This window comes from Marinoscillum sp. HNIBRBA16962, from assembly GCF_057801515.1.
Genome location: NZ_CM173603.1, coordinates 1,324,731 through 1,349,010, shown reverse-complemented (window position 1 = coordinate 1,349,010; position 24,280 = coordinate 1,324,731). Strand labels below are relative to the sequence as shown.

General features: G+C 41.7%; 20 protein-coding genes. 7 read left to right on the top strand and 13 right to left on the bottom strand.

Annotation, left to right across the window (positions count from 1 at the left end; genetic code table 11):
- Positions 1-7: 7 nt before the first annotated feature.
- Positions 8-2,467 (top strand): PspC domain-containing protein, encoded by a 2,460-nt coding sequence (locus AC3E9V_RS05670; protein ID WP_488752218.1) that lies wholly within the window; start codon positions 8-10, stop codon positions 2,465-2,467.
- A 94-nt stretch (positions 2,468-2,561) separates the two neighbouring features.
- Here the strand turns inward: AC3E9V_RS05670 and AC3E9V_RS05665 are convergent, their stop codons facing one another.
- From AC3E9V_RS05665 to AC3E9V_RS05605, 13 genes are all read right to left on the bottom strand, one after another.
- Positions 2,562-2,915 carry a type II toxin-antitoxin system RelE/ParE family toxin gene (locus tag AC3E9V_RS05665; protein ID WP_488752217.1) on the bottom strand — a complete coding sequence of 118 codons (354 nt, stop codon included), beginning with the start codon at positions 2,913-2,915 and terminating at the stop codon, positions 2,562-2,564.
- Complete coding sequence (locus AC3E9V_RS05660) at positions 2,882-3,139, bottom strand: hypothetical protein (protein ID WP_488752216.1); 258 nt, start codon at positions 3,137-3,139, stop codon at positions 2,882-2,884. The genes AC3E9V_RS05665 and AC3E9V_RS05660 overlap by 34 nt, the downstream gene beginning before the upstream one ends.
- 177 nt (positions 3,140-3,316) lie before the next feature.
- Positions 3,317-3,625 carry a DUF2442 domain-containing protein gene (locus AC3E9V_RS05655; RefSeq protein WP_488752215.1) on the bottom strand — a complete coding sequence of 103 codons (309 nt, stop codon included), beginning with the start codon at positions 3,623-3,625 and terminating at the stop codon, positions 3,317-3,319.
- A complete protein-coding gene (locus AC3E9V_RS05650; protein WP_488752214.1) occupies positions 3,609-3,845 on the bottom strand; it encodes a DUF4160 domain-containing protein in 237 nt (78 codons plus the stop codon). Before AC3E9V_RS05650 ends, AC3E9V_RS05655 begins: the two co-directional genes overlap by 17 nt.
- A gap of 127 nt (positions 3,846-3,972) precedes the next feature.
- Positions 3,973-4,953 (bottom strand): hypothetical protein, encoded by a 981-nt coding sequence (locus AC3E9V_RS05645; protein ID WP_488752213.1) that lies wholly within the window; start codon positions 4,951-4,953, stop codon positions 3,973-3,975.
- A 132-nt stretch (positions 4,954-5,085) separates the two neighbouring features.
- On the bottom strand, positions 5,086-5,928 hold the full coding sequence (locus tag AC3E9V_RS05640) for a hypothetical protein (RefSeq protein WP_488752212.1): 843 nt from the start codon (positions 5,926-5,928) through the stop codon (positions 5,086-5,088).
- Positions 5,918-6,814: a hypothetical protein gene (locus AC3E9V_RS05635; RefSeq protein WP_488752211.1), complete on the bottom strand. Its 897-nt coding sequence runs from the start codon at positions 6,812-6,814 to the stop codon at positions 5,918-5,920. Before AC3E9V_RS05635 ends, AC3E9V_RS05640 begins: the two co-directional genes overlap by 11 nt.
- 33 nt (positions 6,815-6,847) lie before the next feature.
- Positions 6,848-7,726, bottom strand: a complete 879-nt coding sequence (locus AC3E9V_RS05630; protein WP_488752210.1) for a hypothetical protein — start codon at positions 7,724-7,726, stop codon at positions 6,848-6,850.
- Between the two features lie 12 nt (positions 7,727-7,738).
- Entirely contained in the window at positions 7,739-8,782 is a 1,044-nt protein-coding gene (locus AC3E9V_RS05625; protein WP_488752209.1) for a hypothetical protein, read from the bottom strand.
- 53 nt (positions 8,783-8,835) lie between these two features.
- Entirely contained in the window at positions 8,836-10,059 is a 1,224-nt protein-coding gene (locus tag AC3E9V_RS05620; protein ID WP_488752208.1) for a hypothetical protein, read from the bottom strand.
- A gap of 12 nt (positions 10,060-10,071) precedes the next feature.
- On the bottom strand, positions 10,072-13,704 hold the full coding sequence (locus tag AC3E9V_RS05615) for a PKD domain-containing protein (RefSeq protein ID WP_488752207.1): 3,633 nt from the start codon (positions 13,702-13,704) through the stop codon (positions 10,072-10,074).
- Positions 13,705-13,740: 36 nt separating this feature from the next.
- Positions 13,741-14,184, bottom strand: a complete 444-nt coding sequence (locus AC3E9V_RS05610) for a DUF4304 domain-containing protein (RefSeq protein ID WP_488752206.1) — start codon at positions 14,182-14,184, stop codon at positions 13,741-13,743.
- An 11-nt stretch (positions 14,185-14,195) separates the two neighbouring features.
- Positions 14,196-18,776 (bottom strand): DUF6443 domain-containing protein, encoded by a 4,581-nt coding sequence (locus AC3E9V_RS05605; protein WP_488752205.1) that lies wholly within the window; start codon positions 18,774-18,776, stop codon positions 14,196-14,198.
- A 247-nt stretch (positions 18,777-19,023) separates the two neighbouring features.
- Here AC3E9V_RS05605 and AC3E9V_RS05600 point away from each other — a divergent pair, with 247 nt between their 5' ends.
- The 6 genes from AC3E9V_RS05600 (at position 19,024) to AC3E9V_RS05575 (ending at position 24,279) form a co-directional block, all read left to right on the top strand.
- Positions 19,024-20,118, top strand: coding sequence for a hypothetical protein (locus tag AC3E9V_RS05600; protein ID WP_488752204.1), 1,095 nt, complete (start codon positions 19,024-19,026; stop codon positions 20,116-20,118).
- Positions 20,119-20,234: 116 nt separating this feature from the next.
- Entirely contained in the window at positions 20,235-20,534 is a 300-nt protein-coding gene (locus AC3E9V_RS05595) for a GxxExxY protein (RefSeq protein WP_488752203.1), read from the top strand.
- A complete protein-coding gene (locus tag AC3E9V_RS05590; RefSeq protein ID WP_488752202.1) occupies positions 20,531-20,692 on the top strand; it encodes a hypothetical protein in 162 nt (53 codons plus the stop codon). The genes AC3E9V_RS05595 and AC3E9V_RS05590 overlap by 4 nt, the downstream gene beginning before the upstream one ends.
- A gap of 17 nt (positions 20,693-20,709) precedes the next feature.
- Complete coding sequence (locus tag AC3E9V_RS05585) at positions 20,710-21,720, top strand: hypothetical protein (protein WP_488752201.1); 1,011 nt, start codon at positions 20,710-20,712, stop codon at positions 21,718-21,720.
- Positions 21,717-22,133, top strand: coding sequence for a GxxExxY protein (locus tag AC3E9V_RS05580; RefSeq protein WP_488752200.1), 417 nt, complete (start codon positions 21,717-21,719; stop codon positions 22,131-22,133). The genes AC3E9V_RS05585 and AC3E9V_RS05580 overlap by 4 nt, the downstream gene beginning before the upstream one ends.
- Positions 22,134-22,479: 346 nt before the next feature.
- Positions 22,480-24,279: a DUF1800 domain-containing protein gene (locus tag AC3E9V_RS05575; protein WP_488752199.1), complete on the top strand. Its 1,800-nt coding sequence runs from the start codon at positions 22,480-22,482 to the stop codon at positions 24,277-24,279.
- Position 24,280: the final 1 nt, after the last annotated feature.

Below are 24,280 nucleotides of genomic sequence, written 5' to 3'. Positions count from 1 at the left end.
AAACGAAATGAAAAAGACTGTTAGCATAAACATTGGGGGGATCATCTTTCATATAGAGGAAGATGGTTATGAAAGACTCAAGAATTATCTGGAATCGGTCAACAAATACTTCTCTACGTTTGAAGACAGTGCGGAGATCATTGCCGATATAGAGAGTAGAATTGCAGAAATATTTCTTTCGAAGCTTGCAGATGGCAGGCAAACGGTGAACCTGGAGGATGTGGATGAGCTTATCACCACCATGGGAACCACCAAAGACTTTGAAGCCACCATCGAAACCGAAGAACCTCCCACCCAGAAGGAAGAAGAAAAACACGAACAAGCAGAAGCAGGAGAAGAAAAAACCACTTCCAAATCCAGTGAAGGGTATAGAAAACTTTACAGAGACACCAAACGCAAAGTCCTTGGAGGTGTAGCAGCGGGTATTGCCCACTATTTCAAAATAGATCCGTTATGGATACGGCTGATTATCATAGTCCTCTTTATCAATGTATTCCTGGGAGGCATTAGCGGAGCAACTTTGCTTGCTTACATCATCCTTTGGATTGTATTGCCTCCAAGTGACAGCCTGGAGGACGATAAGAAAGTAAAGAAGCTTTTCAGAAATCCGGATGAGCGTGTTCTTGGGGGTGTTGCCAGTGGTATTGCTTCTTACTTTGGAACCGACATTGCCGTTATCAGGTTGCTTTTCGTATTGTCCATCTTTTTGGGTGGCGCTGGTATCGTGATCTACATCATCCTTTGGATCATCACTCCGGAAGCAAAGTCTATCACCGAAAAAATGCAAATGCAGGGGGAGCCGGTTACCCTCTCTAACATTGAGGAGAATGTAAAGAAGAGTTTGAACGTTAGGGAGGGTGAAGAAAGTCCGATCGTTAAGGTCCTTTTATTCCCATTCAGGCTAATTGCCATCATCATCAATGGCCTTGGCAAGCTGCTCGGTCCCCTGCTTAAATTCCTCGTTGAATTTATCCGTATCGCATTTGGGGCACTGTTAATAATCATTGGGTTTGGTTTGATGATCGGGTTTACCTCAGTCACTTTTGGTATGCTTGGTATAGGCGCCTGGGAAGAGTATGTCCATTATGGAGACTTCCCATTAGAGCTTATCCAGCAATCACTCTCCACATGGCCGGTAGTCTCTTTCTTCCTGGTTACGTTTATTCCGGCATTGGCACTCACATTAGTTGGCCTGGTAGTCATTCTCAAAAGACGAGTCGCCAAAGCTTACGTCGGGTGGACATTGTTTGCCCTGTGGATAACCGGGCTGATCATTGCATCATTTTCGATACCACAATTAGCCCGGGAGTTTGTGACAGAGAATGACTATCGTACGGAGCAGACTTTTGAGGTCACTCAAGCCACACCCACACTACGGTTAAATGATATAGGAGATGACTCCTTTGATATGGTAGACCTGAGGATCAGAGGGCATCAGGACAGCACTTTCCAGCTGGTGCAGCGGATCATAAGCCGGGGAAACAGTCGCTCCGACGCAGAGGAAAATGCAAGGAGTATAGTCTACAATGTAAAACGAGAAGGTGAGGATTTCTACTTTGATTCAGAGGTCACTTTCCCACAAGGCACAAAATTCAGGTTTCAGGAGGCGGACCTTACTTTCTACATTCCATACGGTAAAACCTTCCGCATGGAAGACGACCTTGCGGATATCCTCACAAACACCTTACACCTGAACGGATATCGCGCCTATCAGATGGAAGGGAATGACTGGGCCTTTGATCAAAATGGGATCAAATGTCTGACATGTCCTGAAAAACGGATCGACCGGGACCGGGGTAGCTCCACGAAAGACTATCGATCCAATTACCGGGGGTCAGACGAGATCACCTATCCTTTTGAAGATTTTGATGAAGTGAGAATCTCCGCCTTCTTTGATGTGGAGATCAGGAAAGGTGAAACATACAGCATAGAGCTAAAAGGAGATGATGAATATCTCGATGAGGTTTACCTCAACCAGGTCGGTGAGCTGCTGGAGGTAAAATACAGAGAAGATAACTGGAAGTGGTGGAATGATAACAACCCCGGAAAGGTTGGTCTTTTCATCACCATGCCGGAGCTGGAGTATCTGGAAATGGTAGGAGATTGCGACGGAGAGGTTTTTGGCTTTGACAATGATGACATGGAAATAGAGCTCACCGGTGAATCCGACCTGTACATGAATGTATTCCCGGAGCGGCTGAAACTCAAAATGACCGGAGCTTCTTCTGTGGATTTAAAGGGAGAAGCTGAGAGTCTGGATGTAGAACTCATTGGCGCTTCGGAGATAAAGGCTTTTGACTTCAGGGCCAAGCGAGTAGACCTGGAAGCTGTGGGCGCCTCTAAAGGGGAGGTTTACGGCACAGACGAAATCCGGATCACGGCAGCAGGAGTCAGTAAGGTGAAATATCGTGGCACATCCAAAGTATCTATTTCAGAAGCCGGACTGAGCAAGGTAGACCGGGATTAGTCCCTTACCAGCCAAAAAACATCTTTTACATTTTTCGGTTCGTTTTACCCTGTGAGTCTTTGGCTTGCAGGGTTTTTTATTTATGTACGGATAACTAAGAATTTCTTTCCATCATTTCAGAAGTATCCATTTCCGTCGGGAAAAAATCTGTCACAAAAACTTTGTCTTCACCCTCCTGGATGTAATAAATGATTTTAATTTCTGCTCTTCTGGTACGGTTAAATAGGATGAACCGATAATCCTGCTTCAGATTCGACAGCCACTTCTCCTTTGCGCCCCTTTGAGGATGGTGATTTAGACTTTGAGCCATACCTTCCAATTCATCTGCTAATTGCTCAGCTCGATCTATTGGATAATGCTTGTATAGATATTCAAGAACTTCATAAAAATGATATCTTGATGATGGGGTAAATTCTACTTGATACTCTCTCGCTTCTCCTGTTTCCACTGTTTAAAGTCGGCATTAAATTGTCCGGAACTAATGGTTTTACCCTCTGCAATTTCCTGTTCAGATTGCTTAGCCCTCCTGACCATTTCTTTTTTCAATAGCCCTTCAGATTGGCTTTTGTTCTTTTTCTCTGCTTGAATCATACTATGAACCAGCGCCAAAAACCTATCGTCTGCTTTATCCACATACTCATGGATTTCCTTACGCACAGTTGAAGTTTTCATAACTAAATTACTTTTCTACAAAGTAACAATTAATTAGCTAATCGATTCACGTCCAGCGCCACTATTGTTGGCCTCTTATGTGAGTCTTTGACTTGCAGGGTTTTTTTAACATCTGCAAGAAAGATTATTTCCTGTCTTTCGCCGCATCCATAAGGCCGGATAGGAGGGCTTCTCGTGTCAGGGAACTATAGGAATGGATAAACTACTAAGTTCTTCTTTCAAAAATCCTTTCAGACTAAGGTCCTCATCTAAATCCGGCCAATGAACCCCAACACCATTACTAATCAACCGATAATTGGACAACTGATCAGAAGTGGCATTTTTAAACCTTTCAGAGCTTGATATTTTGCGGGTGAGGACTTTTTTGTTGTTGAGTACTATCAGCATTAAGTCCAGGTCTTTATGAAAATGCATCCCTATAATACGCAGACCTCCCTCGAAAATGACGCTCTCTAATGGGTCGTAATTATTATTGAAAGAACTCATACCATTTCTGTTTTAACAGGTCATAATTTGATTCCGCTATTTTCATGATTTCTTTCTTTTCCTGAGACTTAAAGTCATGAAAATATTTTCCATCCAGTTCGGGTTCAAGCCATATTTTGGCATTGCCATCTCCTTTTTCAACATGCACATGAGCAGGTTCGTTCTGATCCCCGGCATAAAAATAAAACCTAAACCCATTGATTAATAATATTGTCGGCATTTTGTAAAACTAGTGCCTAATGGCACAAATATCCTTTCAAACACACAAGCAATCATTCAACTGTTTATATTCCCTGCCCATTATTACAATATGGCCTGGTTATGTAAGTTTTTGACTTGCATGGTTTTTATTTCTTAGATCCTTTTAACGATCTGACCTCTTGCTGAAGGCTTTTGATTTCATCATCTTTTTCCAGGAGATATAGTGTCAGCTCCTCAATTTTCTTTAGCAACAAGAGATTCATTTCACCTACATCCATACCCTCTTTTTCCATTTCATTAGCAGATGGCACTTCCGGAAGGTGCTTGTGTTTTTTGATGTAGTCTCGAATCTCAGACAGGGTGATTAGCTCATAATTTTCTTCAAAGACATAGTCGGGGCCGCCAGTAGCTTCCACTCTTACCTCTTCAGCTAATATAGTTCCGGCTACTTCCAGTTCTTCTGTAGCATTGGTGATCCCGCCTATTCCCACCTTCCCGGAATGCGAGATATTTAATGCTGTATTTAGTGTCTGTACACCCGAACCAATAGTGCTCGTCTGAAAGGTTAAGGTACCACTTCCGCCAAACATCAACCTGGATCCTCTTACATTGTCAAAGTCCAGATCTCCTGTTTCATCAATGTTAAAGCTTAATATTCCTGCCCAATTAGGAGCATGCTGATCTGCTGCGGAGTATAATCGCAAGCTTCTTGCTGTTCCGGGATTACGGACTTTCAGGGTACCTCCATCGATATCTAACATGGAAGTAGGAGAACTGGTACCAATACCCACTTGACCATTAACTTCTACAAGGAGTCGATTCCAGGGTTTCCAGGCATTATTTCCCCAGTTCTTACCTCTCACAAAAATTTTATTGGAATATCTGTCAAAGAGCATTTGTGCATGCCTGGAGTTACTGTTAGATGCTTTCAGACCCAGAACCACTCCGGCATCTTCCGGCCAGGACCAGTTGGGATCAGCTTCTGAGTCCATCAGGTAAACACCATTGGGATATTCATCAGGTAAAGCCGATTCGTACTTCCGGCTAATAAGATTATCCGATGGGTCTTGCGCGACTCCTTGTAAGGATAGTATCGAAAATAGTATGAGGAGAAATTTAGTTCTCATTGTTTTTCTCTTTAAGTATTGGTTTCTTCATCTACAGCTGTCTGAACCATGATGTCTGAGATGGATGTGATGATCATGATAAATTTATCCCGTACTCCCTTCATCACATCTCATCCTACTTAATCACACGCATCACAGTTCGGACTTCTTTTCCAGCCTTTCCAGTCGCTCGGCCAGGGCTTTATTTTCTTGCCTGAGCTGCTCTAATTCCTTGTTCTGTTCTATAAGGTATAAAGTCAGTTCCTCCACCTTCTCTAGCAACTTAGCATTTATCTCTCCCAAGGCCACACCATTTTCCTGAACTTCTTCTGCTGTGGGAATTTTGGGGAGATGCTTGTTCGACTGGATGTAGGACTCCAGTTTTTCCAGAGATTTCAGATCATAATCTGATTCAAAGACATAGTCAGGCCAGGGGGAGGCTTCTACTTTTACTTCCTTTGAACGAACCGTGCCATTGACTTCAAAACTTCCAACATTTGATTTAAATAACCAGTCAATATCAAATGTTAATTCAGATAAAACTGGAAGTTCTGATACCTGTTTCGAATTTATCATCACCCAGTTTTTTGACTTCAATTCTCTGGCTCTAATACAAATACATCTCCATTGTGCACCTGGGATGTACACACCGATCCTGTATTTCTGCGGGTCATTGTCCGCATTCCCATTATCATAAATCTTTAATTCATATCCACCAACGTTATCACCAATTTGATAACCTTCAACCTCGAGCCCACCCCTGGATTCAATAAGATAAACATGCTTCCCAAAAGAACTGTATCCACCTCCACTTACTTCCAACTCTATTCTTTCAGACCAGCCCAAATAAGCAACACCTTGAAGCTCTTCTGAAAGTTCCAAAAACCGTCCATTTTGCCCGCAATAACATTCACCATAATCTGTCCCCTGACCAATTCCTGCAAGTGGAAAAATAAAGCTAAGAACAGAGAAAAGCAGGTAATAACTAATTTTCATCGCTTAATGATTCAAGGTTTTCTAATCTTCTTGAAAGGTTTTCATAATCTTCCGCCAACTTTTTAACTTGTTCCTCTTTTTTTATCAAGTGTAACGTAAGCTCCTCGATCTTCTCAAGCAGTTTCGCATTCATCTCACCAAGAGCCACTCCGTTTGTTTCTACTTCTTCTGCTGAAGGAATTCCGGGGAGATGTTTGTTGGATTGGATGTAGGTTTCTACCTCTTCAAGCGTTTTAAGTTCATAGTCCTCTTCAAATACATAATCTGCCCAGCCGGATTCTACTTTAATCTCCTCCGCTCGGATAGTGCCCCCAACAGAAACTAAATGACCTGAAGTGTTTTGAGTACCTATACCCAACCTACCACCCTCCGGCAGTAAAAATATTTTATTTGAGGAGGGCACATCACTAACATAAAAGCGTGCATTTCTATACCCACCAGGAGATTCAATTATAAACCCTTTTGAATTTACAGTGGATCTAAGCACTAAATTGGATGTAGCCCCTGTGCTTGTTTGTATAAATTCCCATGGCCGTTCTGTTGTAAATCTAAGAAGTTTTGCCCCATCGCCCTTGCTGTTGATATCCAACTTACTGGCTGGATATTTCAACCCTATTCCAACATTCCCATCGTTAGATATTCTTAAGCGTTCCGCAACAGTTCCATCAATATTCGTATGAAATGTGTAAAAGCCACCGCCAGAATTTACTATATGTGCGAAATTCTTGTTCTCACTGGATCCAGTGCTTACATCTTTAAACCCGATTTTACCAGCTTCTTTCCATCCATCTCCTCGCTCAAAGTGAACCACCTCGCCCTCAAGAACTTGAGCAGACAAACCCAAAGAAAGCATTCCAAATACAACAAAAAAGATTAGTTTTTTCATGACAGCATTATTTTGAATGATAGAACTCAGAATTTACTTTTCCTTTAGTTCGGACCTTAACTTTTCAATTTCCTTTTCGAATTGCTCTCGCTGAGCCTTTAATTCTTTTTGTAGCTGAATCTGATACAAGGTCAGTTCTTCGATCTTTTCTAGCAACTTAGCATTCATTTCTCCGAGAGCTACTCCGTTTGCCTCTACTTCTTCTGCTGTAGGGATCCCGGGGAGGTGCTTGTTCGACTGGATGTAGGACTCCAGTTTTTCCAGAGATTTCAGATCATAGTTGGGTTCAAAGACATAGTCAGGCCAGGGAGATGCTTCAGCTCTAAATTCCTTAGCTCTTACCGTACCTCGAAATTCCATTATCTGGGGCCTCACAGCATAATAAGTCTGTAGATCATATACAGTACCAGACTCTGTTATGGATTCGTAATACGGCTGGTTAGTCGTTTCAAAAATCACACTCCCATAAGTTCTAACCTCGATCGGAACACCGGATAGCCAGCTTATTCCCATCTGTACCCATACGGAGAGCTTATTATTGCTGACTGCTGTACCTGAGGTATGCACGACCTTCACATCTTTGATGATCTTATGCTGGCCATGAAAATGGAGCAGTACTATGTCATAAGTGCTTTGGTAGATCCCCGTACCGTTGTTATTCCTGAACTGTACGTTTAGCTGCTGCCGGGAATCCCCATGATTAGCATTTCGAGGGAAAAAATCCACAGTAATACCAGATGCGTGATAATTTCCATTTAAAGTAAGCTCAGCTAATTTGATCCACTTGTTTGCTGTATTACCAATATTTGGAAACCCGGAAGCTGATGCATTGCCACCAAAATAGCCGGTTGTCTGAGCTTGTAATTGAAAACCTAGAATAACGGCTATCACTATAAGTGCATATTTCTTCATGCTGTTTCTATTTTATTTTTTTTCGAGTTCAGCAACACGCTTTTCCAAAGCCTCAATCTGCTTATGCTTCTCAATGAGATGAAGAGTCAGCTCCTCGATTTTCTTAAGCAGCAAAGAAGTTGTATTCCCCAATGCCACTCCATCTGCCTCTACTTCAGCTTCCGTTGGGATTTCCGGGAGGTGCTTATTGGCTTTTACATAAGCTTCCAGCTCCCTCAGCGGAAGCAGCTCGTAATCCTTCTCAAATACTTCGTCCCACCACTGCGTCTCCACTTTTACCTCGGTGGCGCGGATGGCGCCTGTTACTTCGAGTTTTTCCGTTGGATTGCTTTTCCCTATACCTATCCTGCCATTCCTTTGAAGCCAAAGCACCGGATTACCCCAGTTTACATCCTGGCCTTGCCCGGTAGAAGCCGGGGAAATGTAAAACCCCATGCTGCCCCCATTGCCAAAAAACATGATGGCGCCGGCACCTCCACTATAACTCCCGGTATTATTAGTATATCTCGTGTTTCCTGGGGTTCCCAGGCTACCATTTACTTGCTGCGATGCTGCATACGCATTGAAAAGTAAAGCATGGGAACCGCTCCAGTCTTTTTCAACTAATTGAATGCTTGTATAATTACCACTACTTCCACCTCCGGTTGACCCCATTCCTTTATGTAAAAAGAAGCCATACTGGTGGGCATCTGCCGGGCGATCCAGACCGATATTTGTGCCCGTGACCGAACGGAATTTTCCCGAAACAAAAGCATTTCCATTCACTTCCAGTTTTTCATTTGGAGAAGTGGTACCTATCCCAACGTTGCCATTATTTTCAACTGTAAACCGGACATTTTGATTGGCACTGGCAGTTCCACTTGAGAGCCGCAGAATAGGGTAAGTAGAACTGGACGAAACCTGATTGATATAAACAGCCGCTCCTCCTCCATCTCGTGTCAAGAAGTGATAATCTGTATTCCCAGAGGTTGTTCTCCAGGTGCCATATTCGATTTGAGCCCAGGTGTAACTACACACAAAAGCTACCAGCAGCAGGAAAATAAATGCTTTTTTCATGGTTTATGATTTGAAAATTATTGATGACTACCCGGTCTATCACAGTTCAACTCTTATTTCTTAAAAGGAATCTTCGTGACCCGGTACCCGATCCGCATCACGAATGGGCGAGGGTGCAGGTCATTATTCCGGTGATTGAAGTCATACAAAAAAGTAGCGCTAAGCTCCAAAAACTTGAAGAGCTTAAAAGACCGGCCAAGACCCAGCAAATATTCGTATTGCCATCTGCCTTTCACTTCTGTCTCATTGATCAGAGGCTGGTTTTTGACTGCCGCATACTCTCCATACAGGTAAAAACCTTTGAAAAACTCATAGCTGGCAAAACCACTGTAGCCATGAGCATCCTGAGACATACCTGGTACCGTGTCTTTCTTGAAAAAGGACTCTCTCCACCGGATGCCACCTCCCATGGTAAATACTCTATTGATTTTGTAACCAAGCTGGATGTCAGTATCCAGCACAAAGGGATCAGTAGACTGGACAGCTACATTCCCTCCCAGGTAGATCCGATCTATCAGTGGTTTACCTTTTAGAGAATTTCGCTTTATACCCTCCTCCGGTTTACTCAGATCGGGAATGGAAACATACTTGTCCTTCAGCTTTCCCAATCTGGTCTGCAGCTCACCCAACTGCTCCCCTTTCACATTTTCAGCCAGGTTTTTCACTAGCTCCTCGGGATCCTTTTGTAGGGAAGATGGGTCCACTGGTAGCTGGTCTGCAGGGTTTTGTGTGGGATCGGCGGGAACCTCATTCATATGGGCTTGCTTGATGCTATTGAAGTCACCGCCTTCAAGCTCCATATCATCCGGAAGGTAATCACTGGCTATCTCCTTCACCATGGGCTCCAGGTCCAGGCTATCAAGGCTGGGGATCATGGAAGAATCAATAACACCCTCCTTCCATCCTCCCTCAAGGGAAGAGACAGTAGAGAAAAAAGCTGCGATTTCCTCATTTTGATTATGGGTAGCAAGTGTATTCAACGCCCACTCCAGGGAGTCTGCCCGGCTGGAAGAATCTGGCAAGTGGCTGGTGATCAGGGTAGAGTCATACGGTACCTGGTCCAGCGTCACATTTTCCAGGCTATCCCGGATGTGCTTAGCCTGCCTGGCACTGTCCTTTTTCAATAGCCGCTTATACCGCTTGAGCTTGGTCTTTACGTCTTTGGCTTTGGCTACTTTTTGTTGGTGTTTTGGTGAGAGCTTAGCCTTAAAATTGATCTGTGCCTTAGCAGTAAGGACGAAAAGAGTTAAAATCGCTATGGTGATTAATCTTATCATTGACAACACAGATTATTCAATAGGCGGCGGGTCTCCAGGACCTCCCCCACCTCCACCGCTACATCCATCGGAAGTGGTAGTAAAAAGAAGCGTATTTGAATAATAAGTATTGCCGCAAACGTCTTTAACCTGATACCTGATCTGATGTGTACCTACATAGTTTCTCAAAATCTGAGGAATATCTTCCTGGGGCTCTCCGCTACCAAATGTATACCATGTAGTTGTACCATCTCGTTTGTATTCCCACTTTTGGTTGGATAATGGGCCTTCGCATCGTGCTCCATTATTAGAACCAAGAGCAGAAACTGTTCCTTCATTAGCGATACATACAGCACTACCCTGATAGCCATCGCATTGATCATAAATAGGCTTACTTGTACATATCTGAGGTTGATAATACAAACTCTTGATCGCCTGAGACTTCCCTACCTGGATCGGATCATACTCCGGATTGATCATGGTTAATTTAACACTGTAGGCACCTTCTGAAGAATAACTATGTGTAGTAGAAGGTGAGGCTGTCTCTTCAACAGTACCATCGCCGTAATCCCAGAAAAAGCGGGTATCCCCATAAAAAGAAGCAGCGTTTTCCGAACTAAAAGTTAAAGTAACATTGGTCTTGTTTACCCCGGACGTGGTGATTTGAGCACTAAGATTTTCGTCCTGATTTTTGTAGTGGTATCTGTAACGCTCAACTATATCATCATTGTGATCACGAATAAGTTTCAACCGGTTATAAGTATCATACTCATAAGTAGTCACCCGGTTATTGGGATCGGTTATGGTCTCTACTCCTATTAAGGGCTTGTGAGTATAAGTAGTTGAATAACCATTTGAGGCCTCAGATATTATCAAAGAGTTATTATATCCCCAGTCATAGTCGATTCGGATTCCATCTTGATCTACTGTATACCAAAGGTTACCAGTGCTATAATGCCTGATGGTTTGTTTTAGGTCAAATCGGCTATCGAAATCCAGCTTATCTGTTCCTGAATAGTCTATTGATAAATCATTTATACTACCTTCACTTATTGGATCCTCTAGGTCTAATTTATAAATGTGGTATGGTTTTAGAAGGTCAGTTCCAACTTCATGATAAGTTGTAAATGCTCCATCCACAATGCTGTAGCTACCGGACTTAGGTTTAAAAAAAATGAGTTCCCTTACAGGGAATAGAATGTTTCTATTTTTTAGTTTACAATATCCTGATGCTTCTGCTGTTGCAGTACCTACCTGAGGATCGCAAATCTCGAACGGGTACTTGTATGTTGTTTTTATAAAAGAACCGTCATTATTTGACACTTCCATTGACTCAGGAAGAGTCTTATAGCTAGCGTCATAGCTACTGTAAAATACAGATGAGGTATTTGAATTTCCTGAATCATCAAATGTGGTACTAACTACTGTTTTAGCTTGAACTGGGGCTATGATATGATTGTATTTTCCAACAAGAAATAAATTGGCCGGATCAATACAAGAGCCTCCACAAACCCAATTAATAAACTCTGAAAAAAGTCCACTAGAAGGTACATTACCCGGTTGTGGGGTAAAATCATTTATTGCTCTATTGCCAAGAGTGTAAAGAGTTGGATTGCTAAAATAGTAATCATTAATGGTTTCTGTAATTGGATCATCTGTGCTTGGATTTGCTCCTGAATCATAAGTTCTTCTTGATTTTAGTAAACCTCTCTTCCATGAGAAAGAGGTAGTAGAGGGGAAAGGAGGGCCTACTTCCTCATCTAAAAAAACATCAGAATTACTCAGCCATTGTGATAAATAATTTCCTCCTTCAAAAAATTGAATATCAGGAAGATCATCTGAATAATCATTAAATCCAAAAAATTCATACTCAGTAAATGCACCATTTGATAAGGTTTCCCTAACTTTTTCATAACCAACCTGACTTCCGTTAAGATCAAAAAGATTGATGTAGGATTCAGAAGAGATCACAGTGAAAAATTGATGACATGATGAGAGTGGTAAATTACTATCATCAATTGCTATTCCAACATCACCGCTCTGATCATAAACTGTATAATGATAAAGAGGTTCATTAAAACTTTCGCCAGATAAATATTCATAATCTTTGCAAAATGTTTCACCATCCGATGTATTGCAAACACTCTTTATTCTCAATCCACCAATATTATCTCCATTAATTTGGTTTAACTCATATTCAAACTCTTGAACTTCTTCTGTTGCTGACTCAATAGATACTAACATGTTAGCCATCGCATAGTCACCCGATGCATTCTTAGTTTTTCCGTCGCTAATTATTCCAATCCCAGGCAATAAGAGTGTTGGCATCCTACTACCATCCCAAGTAGCATATTGAAGTGGAGAATGATAGCCCCAATGGTCCTGACTAGCTGAAAAACGAGGAGGTAAAGCATGCTGGTCTCCATTAGAGACTATTGACTTCTCGATATACCCAAACTCTTTATACGTCAAACTATTTCCATTTGTAGTCTCAACAATTGATTCAAGACCTAACCGATAGCAGTCCTTAGGAGTACATGAAAAAAGATCATCATAACTATTGTATTCGTCATAAATGGAATTAGCAGCACTAAAATAGAAGTAATTAAATACATAAGATTTAATAACATCAGAGCCATATTCAAGCCTTAGGCTCGAAAGGGCTCTAGCTCCAGGCAAGTCTTGTCTTTCAAACTCCCAATCGAAATCTAAAACGGCACTACCTATAACAATTCTATTAAGATACTTCGGTTGTTTAACCTTTATCTTAGTATTTACCTTGCGAATTGCGGAGCTTACGATTTGATAGTTATTAGGAACTGAATTTATACAGTTCCGCCACCTAACTTCTTTATACGACCTATAATATTCATAAGAATAATTACTGTAAGTATTATAATAAAGATTCACCTCCCTTGAATGATTAGGATAATTGATTTTATCCAGATACCATGATGAAATATAAGAGTCGTCCGGAGAAGATGGATAAACTTCGTTTTCATCCATTTTAAAGGTTTCTGTTGTTTCCCTTGTACTTGTACCGAAATAATATCTAACCCCCTCCTCATCTTCTATTAGCCAGGACCCACTTGATAAGCTCCCTACCTTGGTAATATTTATATCTTGGTAGGGAATTGTATGAGCAGTAGTTCCATTCTTATCTAAAACAAATTTTCCTGAACGCCCTGAAGGTAACATGAAATAATAAATATCATGCTCTCCATCTAAAACTCTATCGTTTATGTCTTCATAATCTGAATTACTCGACCAGAAATTACCTTCCTGATCCGGCAAACCTCTAACTGCCCTAGTAATCATTCCACTAGCATTTAATTTCCACCCAAGCCCTACCTCACTAGCAAGATCCTGAACTTTTATTCCCCCGGCATGATAACTAAGACTTACAGGAATCTGTGCTCCATTGGGGTGAGGTAGTGAGGGTAATGGAATACTTATTTCCGGTACTCCAGTATATAGGTTAATTGGTATATTTACACTTCTAGCTAATGCTGCTCCACTAGGAGTTGATGGAACTATAGAACTTTGAGACTTTGCAGGCAAAATCAGAGAAAGGCAAATCAGAGAAAATATGATACATGCTAATCCCCTATACTGAGTTTGTATTCCACTTGGTTTACCTTTCATTAGATTAATGAAATTTTTCATCTGGATTTTTAATTATTCGTTCTCTTTCAAACCTTATTATTGTCTATTCAAAAAGTCTTTAACATGTTTGGGCAAAGGGATTACTGGGTCCCTGTTTGCGACATCAGCTTTTAATTCCTTAATATCGTTAATTGAATCTAATTTTGGCAATACGAATTCATCTATTATTGATGTTAATTGTTCAACTCGAAACGCATCACTTATTGAAGAGTTTAAGTCAAGAATTTCCTTTATCTCCTCATTTTTTTTTTCATCAGATGCCCCTAACCTATGATAATCGTGAAATTTTGCACCTTTCAGATCTAAGCCATTGATGACAAAGCCGAAGTTTATATAATAAAAATCGCTAAACTTTGACTTTTGAGTCTCTACAACTTTGGTGATTTCTCCTCTATCATTTCTCCAAACTCTTCCTTTTTTTTTAAAACCTCTCTCATCGAGAATTTCATCAATAATTCGAACAAATTCTGGTCCAGTCATTCCCCCTAAGTTTAATATTTATCAAGTTTCGTCTTCCATAGACCTGGCTCATCAAACCAATCTTCAATAATCCTTTTATACCTTTCGAGTTGTCTTTTACCTCTTTTAATACTCCTAGGATTATTAGGTTTTAATTCATAAATAGTTCTAGTATTAAAATCAACAAAATCAGGTCTTATTCCAGGAATCTCGCTATATTCCTTAAACAGGCGTTTAGCTGGATTGTCCAAATTTGCTTTGTATAATGCATGAATTTCTCTTCCGGCTTTTAAGCTCGACTTGGTATATCTAACACCATTCTTAAAAAAGTATTTAATCCCTGCTTTACCAACTGCTTTACCTAAAGCAGAAATTCCAGCCAAATCTGATCCAGCCAAAACACCATAAGTAACCGATCTACTATAATCTCCTTGTTCAGCCCAATAAATTGATCTTTGAATATCAGATAATACGGGAACGAATCCATCTGGCTCATTATCTCCTGGATTGGTAATTCCATTAGATACTGTTTCAGAAATAACATACATTGTTTCTTCAGGAATACTTTCAACTCCTACAAAGCCTGATGGAGGAAAAACAAAATTATAAGCCGAAGAAATGGCTTTTCCTACTTTTCTCGCAGGTTCACTCCATCCCAAACGTCCCCTTGGCCAAATCAAACCTAATCCCCCGGAACTTTTAAGTGACGGAGGTCGATACATAGTGAATGAAAAACCTCCAAGCAAGCCACCACCTACTGCTCCGGCACCAGCCCAAGCCCAATCAGATCCACTCCAGTCTCCTGGATTCCAACTGCCCGAAGAGATGACCCCACCAGCATAACCACCAACAATAGCACCTGCCAGCATTGTGCCCCAGAAGAACCCACCATCCGGATCAACCCCCAAATGAGGCACACCTCCCATGGCCATATATGGGCTGGCAAATTGGTTATAAGGGTCGGTCTGGTTCCACCTGCCCAGTGCCGGGTCATAGTTCCGCAGTAAGAAATCATACTGGCCAGTGATAGAATCATACTCAGAAAAATAGCTCTGGTAATACAATCCTGACCCTAGGTAGCTCGGATCAGACTTGCTGGTGGCCATCCGCATTCCCATGGGATAGTAGTCATTGACCTGGGTGACTTTATAGGAAGTAGCTCCGGACTCATGTGTAATGTGGAAGTCGTCGAAAAAGACGTCTTTGTTTTGATCTGTCTCATTGGCCAGGAATACATACAGGTAACCAGACCGATCAAAGGTGATCTCATCGTTATACTCTGCATATTGCCCATCGGAGGCTTCCTCTACCCTGAGGAAGTTGGTCATGTTTCCGGAAGTAACCACATCATAACTGGAATCGAAAAAGACCCACTGCAGGTATGCAGAAGGTTGATTAGAACCAGGTGCTCCAAAGAAACCTGTTCCTCCTGCATTAATCTCGTCAGTTACAGCGGAAGTCCCCTCACTGGTGACTCCCGGTACCCCTGAAAATACCGTAGCGACAAGACTGGCAATATCCGTGATCTGAGATGATGACCAGGTAGCGTTGTTTTCGTACATCGCCCATACGCCTAACTCTACCCGGTCACCATCGGATATATTGAGTACTGTGGCCGGACCTACTTCATAGAGGGCATTGTATCCATTTAAGGCTGCAGAGGTTTGACCCTGGGGCGTGTGGTTATTGATGTTTACCAGGTAGTCTTCATTGATAACAAAATCCTGGTGTTCCATGGCAAGTCTTTCATCTTCAAAGGTTGCGAGGTATTCCTTTCTGTAGGGTAGGATCCCGAAAGAAACGCGATTATTCCCCTGGTGATCCGTGATGAAATATTCATAGTGAAAATCCGTGGCCTGATCATTGTCCTGGAAGTAAGCCCGGCCTTCATCGGTAAAGAGCTGATGGATCTCATCATCCACATATTCCACAATGCCTACATAGTCTTTTTTATGCAGCGTGTTACCCTGAGCATCTTTGTAGGTTTTGGATAAGCGATTTCCTACCGCATCGTAGGTGTAATTAACTTCAGAATCATCATTGAACTTAACTCGTGTAACCAACTGCAAGTGGTTATACTCTATCGAATGATCCACAATATCTTTATTCTCATCCTTTGCCAGATTCCCCGTATTAGCATCATACTCATACTCAACTCCTGAGGTCAGGTTAGAATTCTTATATGTATATCCTTTAGTTGCACTTGAAGATTCATACACACCCTCTATTTTATTGGAGTTGGCTATATACCTGAAATCAAGATCATCAATAACTGAACCGGCTTCCTTCCTGTTTATAGACCCAATATTTCCGTTATCATCTTCATAGGTGATATTTACATTGTAATCCTCATAATCATTATAAAAGCCAGTTTCCGTGCCTCCACCACCATATGTACCATACCTGGCTTCTGTTAAGAAATTCAGGTCGTTGTACCAATAGCCATATATAGCTCGCTTAAAGCTGCTAACTCCATTATTACTGTTTTGCCATTCAAAACCTGCCAAGGTTCCGTCATATCTACCGGGGGTTAAAAACCCTCCAATATTTAGATTGTCGGTATAATGATATTTTGCACCAAAGAGATCGCTATTGTCTTCATTAGGCGTGCCATCGCCGGAAAGGTCTGGTTGATTCACCGTTTCCAGCCACCCTCTGATATTGTACCGGTAGTCTAGTGACTGCAAAAAGGTAGACCCACCATTGGTGGAGTGAAGGTTTTTCTCGATCAGCTCTCCTACTTCGTTGTAATCATAGCTGGCCATAAGCACCTGAGGCTCGCTGTTGATCTTATTCCAGACTTTTAATAGCCTCCCGCGATCATCGTACTCATAGGATTGCTCATAAGTAAGATTGGAGCCCGAAGTAGTCTTAGAATGAGTTAATTTCATCTCCAGTGCTTCCCCGGCAAAGTTGTATTCTGTAGAAAGCCTGTCATATCCACCTAAGTGGTTCTCGGAAACAACCTGGATGTTTCGCAAGTACTCATCATAGTATACCACGGTACTCAGCCACTGACTTGCACCGAGCACTTTGACTTTACTACCCGTTACCTGCCCGACCACATCGTCAATTTTACTGATATTGAGTCCGTCAGCAGCAAAAGTGAAGTCTACTCCTTCTACGTCCCAGTTGGTATAGCCAGTGAAAGTATAATTATCGTAATAGGTAACTGTGTTTACCTCTGAAGATGAAATGTCCTCAACAGGGAATGAGGTATTAAGTGTATAGCCAATACTATTATTGGATCTTGCCTCATATCTATTAGTTGAAAGCATAGACATGGCTTCATCCACCAGATCTTCGTAGCTATTTCCACTACTAAACTGATGCTGTCCGGTCATGACAAGCCTGTTAAATTTGTCGTACTTGTAAAAAGTGTATAGTCTCTGATGGATCCCTCTTTGCCCGGCGTCCTGGGACAAGACTAACCGGTCCCACGCATCGTAGCAATAGTATGTCCACCCTGCGTCCGGAGCTTTTTCCTTGACTAATCTTCCTCGAGCATCGTAGATATATTGAAACATCAGCCCATCTGTTTCAGCAGCAGTAAAACTGGTTTGACCTGACAAGACTGGAGGTATTATGAACCGAAGACGCCCAAAAGAATCATAAACATAATAAGTGGTAACCCAGGAGCCACTTTTTTGTATTCGTGTTGCAACTTTAAGTCCGCGATTGTCCGTGATTTCCTGAGTAATAATATCATCGGTCCCCGTAGCATCTACAGTGGTTTGGGTAATATACAAGTCTCCGTTCGCATAGTTACCATCATGTTCAGGCACCTGATCTTCTTTATCAGCATCAGAACTTATTGTCCAACTGCTAATACTTCCGCTTGAGGTATTGTAAATAATATAGTCATAAGAAACTCCCTTTTCATTAGAAGGGGTGCTGTCATCCTGCCAATCATCTCCCACGCCCACTTCCTTCAGTGGACGGAGTAATGGAGAATCCTCATAAGTAATTTTGGAATAGGGATTTGGGTCATTCTTAACTTCTGTAGACCCGTTTGAATAAAAATTTCCTTGTTCGCTGCTTAATGCATTGGCTCTAATTTGACCGGGATTTCCATTATTAATGGTGTAAGGCAAATAGCTTCTATCCTGCAATCCGGTTGTACTGTTGTATTCATAAGGTTGTATAATATCTTTACTGGTGGGAGACGACTTTACCAATACACTCTGCTTCATCCTTCCCAATCCATCCGAGTACTCAAAGCTGGTAACTTTTTGGGTATGGTCTGCTCCGGCAAAGGCATTCTCATCTGAGATCGCTTCCCTGGCCGTTTCCGTTCGTACAAAGTTTTGATTCAGGGTAGGGGGTATGTTGCTGTTTTCCTGATCGATGACTGTAGCATGCCAGTCTCCTGTAGAGGAAGAGATGATCTGGGGATCGCCATTGGCCAGGGGCTTGATTGTGAGGGATTTTACTACTTTATAGCTACGGTTTACCTCATAGTCGATGGTTGACTCCAGAATAACCGTTTCCTTCGAGTAATCTATATCTATCTGAGCAAATGCTCCTGCTGAAGAAAAAAGGAACCCAAGGTAAAGAAATGGTGTAAAAAGTCTGAAAATTCTTGACAGTGATAGCGTATTTCTACTTTCCATCAGATCAGGTTAGGTTAAAACATTATACAGTGACTAGTCCTTTATCACAATTTGTACCTGGATCAGATGAATGGGAATATTCAAGCGGTGAACAGGCGGAAAAAAGCGATAAAAAAGAAAATCTCTCCTAAGAAAACAGATATTTTATTAAATTTCAAGCAATGTTTAGAAAAAATTGCTCCGTTTTATGCATTGATCACATTTTGTATAACTTAAACATGTAATTACCGCCTAAAACCTAACCTTTATGAGATTCAGTAGATTATTTCTTAAGAAAAAGATATATACCCTTACAATACTTATTTCCACGGGTTTCCTTGCCCATAGTCAATGGAGCGGTTCAGGAGATATTTATTACAATGGAGGTAATGTGGGGATTGGAGTTTCAAATCCTTCAGCTTTACTGCATATTGGGGATGGCAATGTCTCCATCAACAACAGAGACTCTGATAATGCCGGACTAAACATAAAATTTGACAAGTCCACCAATAATAACGGAGCAGATGTAGATCTTACAATAAACACAAATAGTGGATCACCTATAGTTGACTGGTATATCAGAAATTGGGGAGGTTATTACTCGTTCAACAAAGGCTCAAGCAGTGGAAAACGAAAACTGTTTGAGATCCAAAGTAACGGTGATGTATTAGTGCCAGGAGGAAGAATTATAGGTGGAAACTCTGATTTTATAAGTATTGGTGAAACAGATGACGAGATTAACTTTTACACAGGAGGCGTCCCTAAATTTTCAATAGGTAATGATGTTGTAAAAATAAATGAAGGGAGCCTTTCTATTAATACCAGTGATCCGGATAACGCTGGTCTCAGGATAAAGTTTGAAAAAAACACCAACAACAATGGCGCAGATGTAGACTTAACTATCGATACAAATAGCGGCGCTCCAATAGTTGACTGGTATGTAAGAAACTGGGGTGGCAATTACACCTTCAGCAAAGGGTCAAGCAGTGGTAAAAAAACACTATTTCAAATTGAAAGTAATGGAAATATAGTTGTTCCCAGAGGAAACGCAATCGTGGAAGGTGGTGTAATAACAGAAGAAGTAAAAGTTCAGGTAGTAGATCCTCCTGATTATGTCTTTGAAGAAGACTTTCCCCTCCTACCGCTCGAAGAAATCAAATCTTATATCACTGAAAACAAACACCTCCCGGAAGTACCCTCAGCCAAAGAAATGGAAGCAAACGGGATCGAGCTTGGAGAAATGAATATGCTACTGCTGAAGAAGGTGGAGGAGCTGACGCTGTACCAAATAGAGCTACTGGAAACAGTGAAAGCACAGCAAAAGCGAATTGAAAAACTCGAAAAAAGTCAGAACTGTGATTGATGTGATAAATGGGATACAATATGATAAATAGCGAACACAAACATTCAGAATTAACAGGCAAGATCATTGGGTGTGCTATGGAAGTTCACAACTTTCTGGGAAATGGGTTCTAAGAAGTGATCTACCAGCGCGCATTGGAATATGAAATGGAATTGCAAGGATTGGGCTTTACTCGGGAATATGAAATGCCGGTCCTATACAAGGAAAAACAAGTTGGTACCAGAAGAGTAGATTTTTTGGTCGGAGATGTGATCAGCGTAGAAATCAAAGCACTTATTCAACTTGAAAAAGTACACCTAGTACAAGCAATTAATTACCTGGAAGCATACAACCTGGAAATCGGACTCCTGCTCAACTTTGGGAGTACCAGACTAGAATTTCACAGATTGCATAACAAAAAGATCAAGACATCATGATTATCTCACTCATCCCAGCTATCATGGTTCAGAAAGTGGAGATGAACATGCTGCTGCTGAAGAAGGTGGAGGAGTTGACACTTCATTTGATAGAAATGAAAGAAACCAATCAAAAGCTCGAAAAGAGAATTGCTGAACTCGAAAAAGCAAACCAATAATTCAAACATCGTTAATAATGAAAAAACTGATTTTACCGCTGATCCTGGCAGCGTCAACTTCCGTCCAGGCACAATTCATTCAATCCGGAGATAACCTTTATTATACACAAGGTAACGTTGGTATAGGACTACAATCGACTCAAACAGACCTACACATTAGTGGTGGAAGCGTTGATGATATCATTTGGCCTCTTTGGGTAAATAATACCCAAAATAACTCTAACGTCACAAATTATGGAGTTGGAATAAGGCTAAAGCACTCACATAATGGAGAATTAGGTAAATGGGGTGGGATTGCCAGTGTACAAGAGAGTTCGTGGGCCAATTATTCGGGGCTTGCCCTATATGCCAATGAAGAAGAAAAAGTACGCATAAAACACAATGGAAATGTAGGTATTGGAACAGCCAACCCAATAGAAAAACTCCATATTAATGGTGGAAGTTCTTCTGAATTAATTTGGCCCTTAGTTGTAAATAATAGCCTCAATGCTTCTGAAATCACAAATTATGGAGTAGGCATTAAACTCAAACATTCTCATAATGGTGAGCTCACCAAATGGAGTGGAATTGCCAGTATTCAAGAATCTCCCTGGGCCAACTATTCGGGCCTGGCTCTATTCGCAAACGAAACGGAGTTCATGAGGATTAAAGCAAATGGCAATGTAGGAATTGGAGTTACCACCCCCTCTGCCAAACTCGAAGTAGACGGCAACATTATCTCCGAAGAGATCAAAGTCCAGGACGTCACCGGAGCAGATTATGTCTTTGAAGAAAACTACCCGCTCCTATCGCTCGAAGAAATCAAATCTTATATCTCCGTAAACAAACACCTTCCGGAAGTCCCCTCAGCTAAAAAGATGGAAACCAATGGAGTAGAGCTAGGCGAGATGAATATGCTGCTGCTTAAGAAGGTGGAGGAGTTGACTTTGCATTTGATTGAGCAGAGTGAGGAAAACAGCCAGCTTAAAAAAGAAATCTCAAGCCTCAATGATAGATTGAAAAAGCTCGAAAAGATGTCTGAACTGTGATACATGAGATATTTGGGATAAACAATGAGCATAAATATTCAGAATTAACAGGCAAGATCATTGGGTGTGCTATGGAAGTTCATAATTTTCTCGGAAACGGCTTTCAAGAGGTAATCTATCAACGAGCCCTGGAATATGAAATGGAATCCCAGGGTTTGGGTTTTGCTCGTGAATATGAAATGCCGGTCCTGTACAAGGAAAAGCAGGTTGGTACCCGAAGAGTTGATTTTTTGGTAGAAAATGTGATTAGTGTAGAGATTAAAGCGCTTATCCAACTTGAAAAAGTACACTTGGAACAGGCTATCAATTATCTTGAGGCCTATAATCTGGAAATTGGACTCTTGCTCAATTTTGGAAGTACACGATCACAAATATCAGAGCCATCCCAGTTCAGACAATGGGAAATAGTCTGATTAAAATAAATATGCATGGATGGAAACACCCCTTTAAAAGTCCTTCGCCCAAAGGAGAAGGATTTTCCAAAGGGATTCCTTTGGAAAGGATGAGGCCAGATAAAAACAACCCCTTAGCTTAATAGCATTGAGATGCCCAACCAGGGAGATAAACCACTTTGATTTTGATAGCTTTCAAACAGACCAACAAAAAATTAACACCTCTTTTACCCGGTGAGTCCTTTACTTCCAAAATTTTTTACTAATTTAGTTGCCCAGCCAGCATTTAATTATTTTGAGAAAAACTATAAATAATTAAATATCTAAGTTTTAACTTAGTTTCAGAACCAGTTTTTAAAAAGGGATAATGCCACTTAACAACTTTACCGGTGTACTCGGCAGAAAGCGAGCTGCACACCTATTGCGAAGAGCATGTTTTGGCGGTTCTGTCAGCGACATTGATACGCTGTCCGGGCTGACTGCCACGGAAGCAGTAAACCTGCTGATCAGAGATGATCTGCCCGATGCTCCGCTTCCTACAGATGCTAACGGGAATGAATGGGCGTCAGGGCTTATGGAAGGAGATGATGCTCCTGATTACGACCGATTATTGAATCAATGGATGCTTGGGCAGATGCTTGCCGCCGGCGTTCCTGATGATCAGAAGCTTTCCTACTCCTTTCGGGAAAGACTTGTCTTCTTTTTTCATACACATTTCACCACCAAGGTCTCTGTAGTCAACGACCCACGGGCTGTTTATTTCCAAAATCAGCTTTTTCGATTTTATGCATTTGACAGAGACGATACCGTGATCCCAAGTGGTGATCCTGATATTCCTGATACCACATACCCGGTCAACTTCAAGCAGCTGACCAAAAAAATATGCCTGGACAATGCTATGCTGATCTTCCTTGATGGAAGGCTTAACGTATCAGGAAACCCCAATGAAAACTACGCCCGGGAATTGCTGGAGCTTTACGCAATAGGTAAAGGGCTGGAAGGGAATGTCCCGGAACCTCAATTTGACGGAGACTATGCCTACTTCACCGAGCAGGATGTACAGGCAGGGGCCCGAGTCCTTTCAGGATTTATCAATGACGAAGATTTCTTAACGATAGATCCGGAAACCAACCTGCCCCGAGGAGTGGCAAGAGGTGGCACTACAGCCGGAAGTCATGACAACAGCACCAAGGCATTTAGCCAATACTTTGGCGATGCAGAGCTTGGGCCCGACCCCAACCTCATGATAGATGATGGAGCCGGAGGAACCCGCCCGGCTACTGGTGAGGAACAAGCAATCGACGAAATCAACCGGATGATTGACCTGATCTACGATCAGCCTCAAACACCTATCCATATATGCAGGAAGATCTACCGGTTTTTTGTCTACCATCAGGTTTCTCCTGCATTAGAGAATGACATTATTCAGGAGATGGCTGACATTTTTGTCGCCAATGACTTTAAGATTATCCCGGTGTTAGAAGCTTTGTTTTCAAGCGAACATTTTTACGAAGGTGATCCTGGTTATCCGGATGATAATTTCGGAGGCATCATAAAATCACCATTGGATCTGGTGATTGGTTATGCACGTTCTTTTGAGATCACTATTCCTGATTATGCTACGATACCGGCTAAATTTTATGAGCTTATGGACACTTTCCAAAGTAGTATAAAAACCCAGGGAATGGATTACTACGAACCTTTTGAGGTGGCAGGGTATGCCGCATATCACCAATACCCCATTTTCAACAGAAACTGGATAGCGCCTAATTACCTGATCAACCGGTATGATTTTATTGTTGAAAGTATTTATGATACCACAGGAGGTGTCGGAGCGCAGCAAGCATATGAAGTAGACATGCTATTATTTGTTCAGGAGAACATCCCTGATGCTACAGCCCGGGACGCCAGGGCGCTCATAATAGCGCTTGCCGAATACTTCCTGCCTGCGAGCCAAAATCTATCTTTTGATGATGACAGTGGGGAGCTGACAAGCGCCCGGCTTAATTATTTCCTTACACGTTTTTTCAGCAATCCGATGGACCCGGATCCTGAAGCTGCCTGGACTGAGGACTGGGACAGTCAGGCCGATCCTGAGAAATTAAGAGGACAGCTTAATTTGTTGATCAACGCTATGCTTCAATCCCCCGAATATCAACTGATGTGAT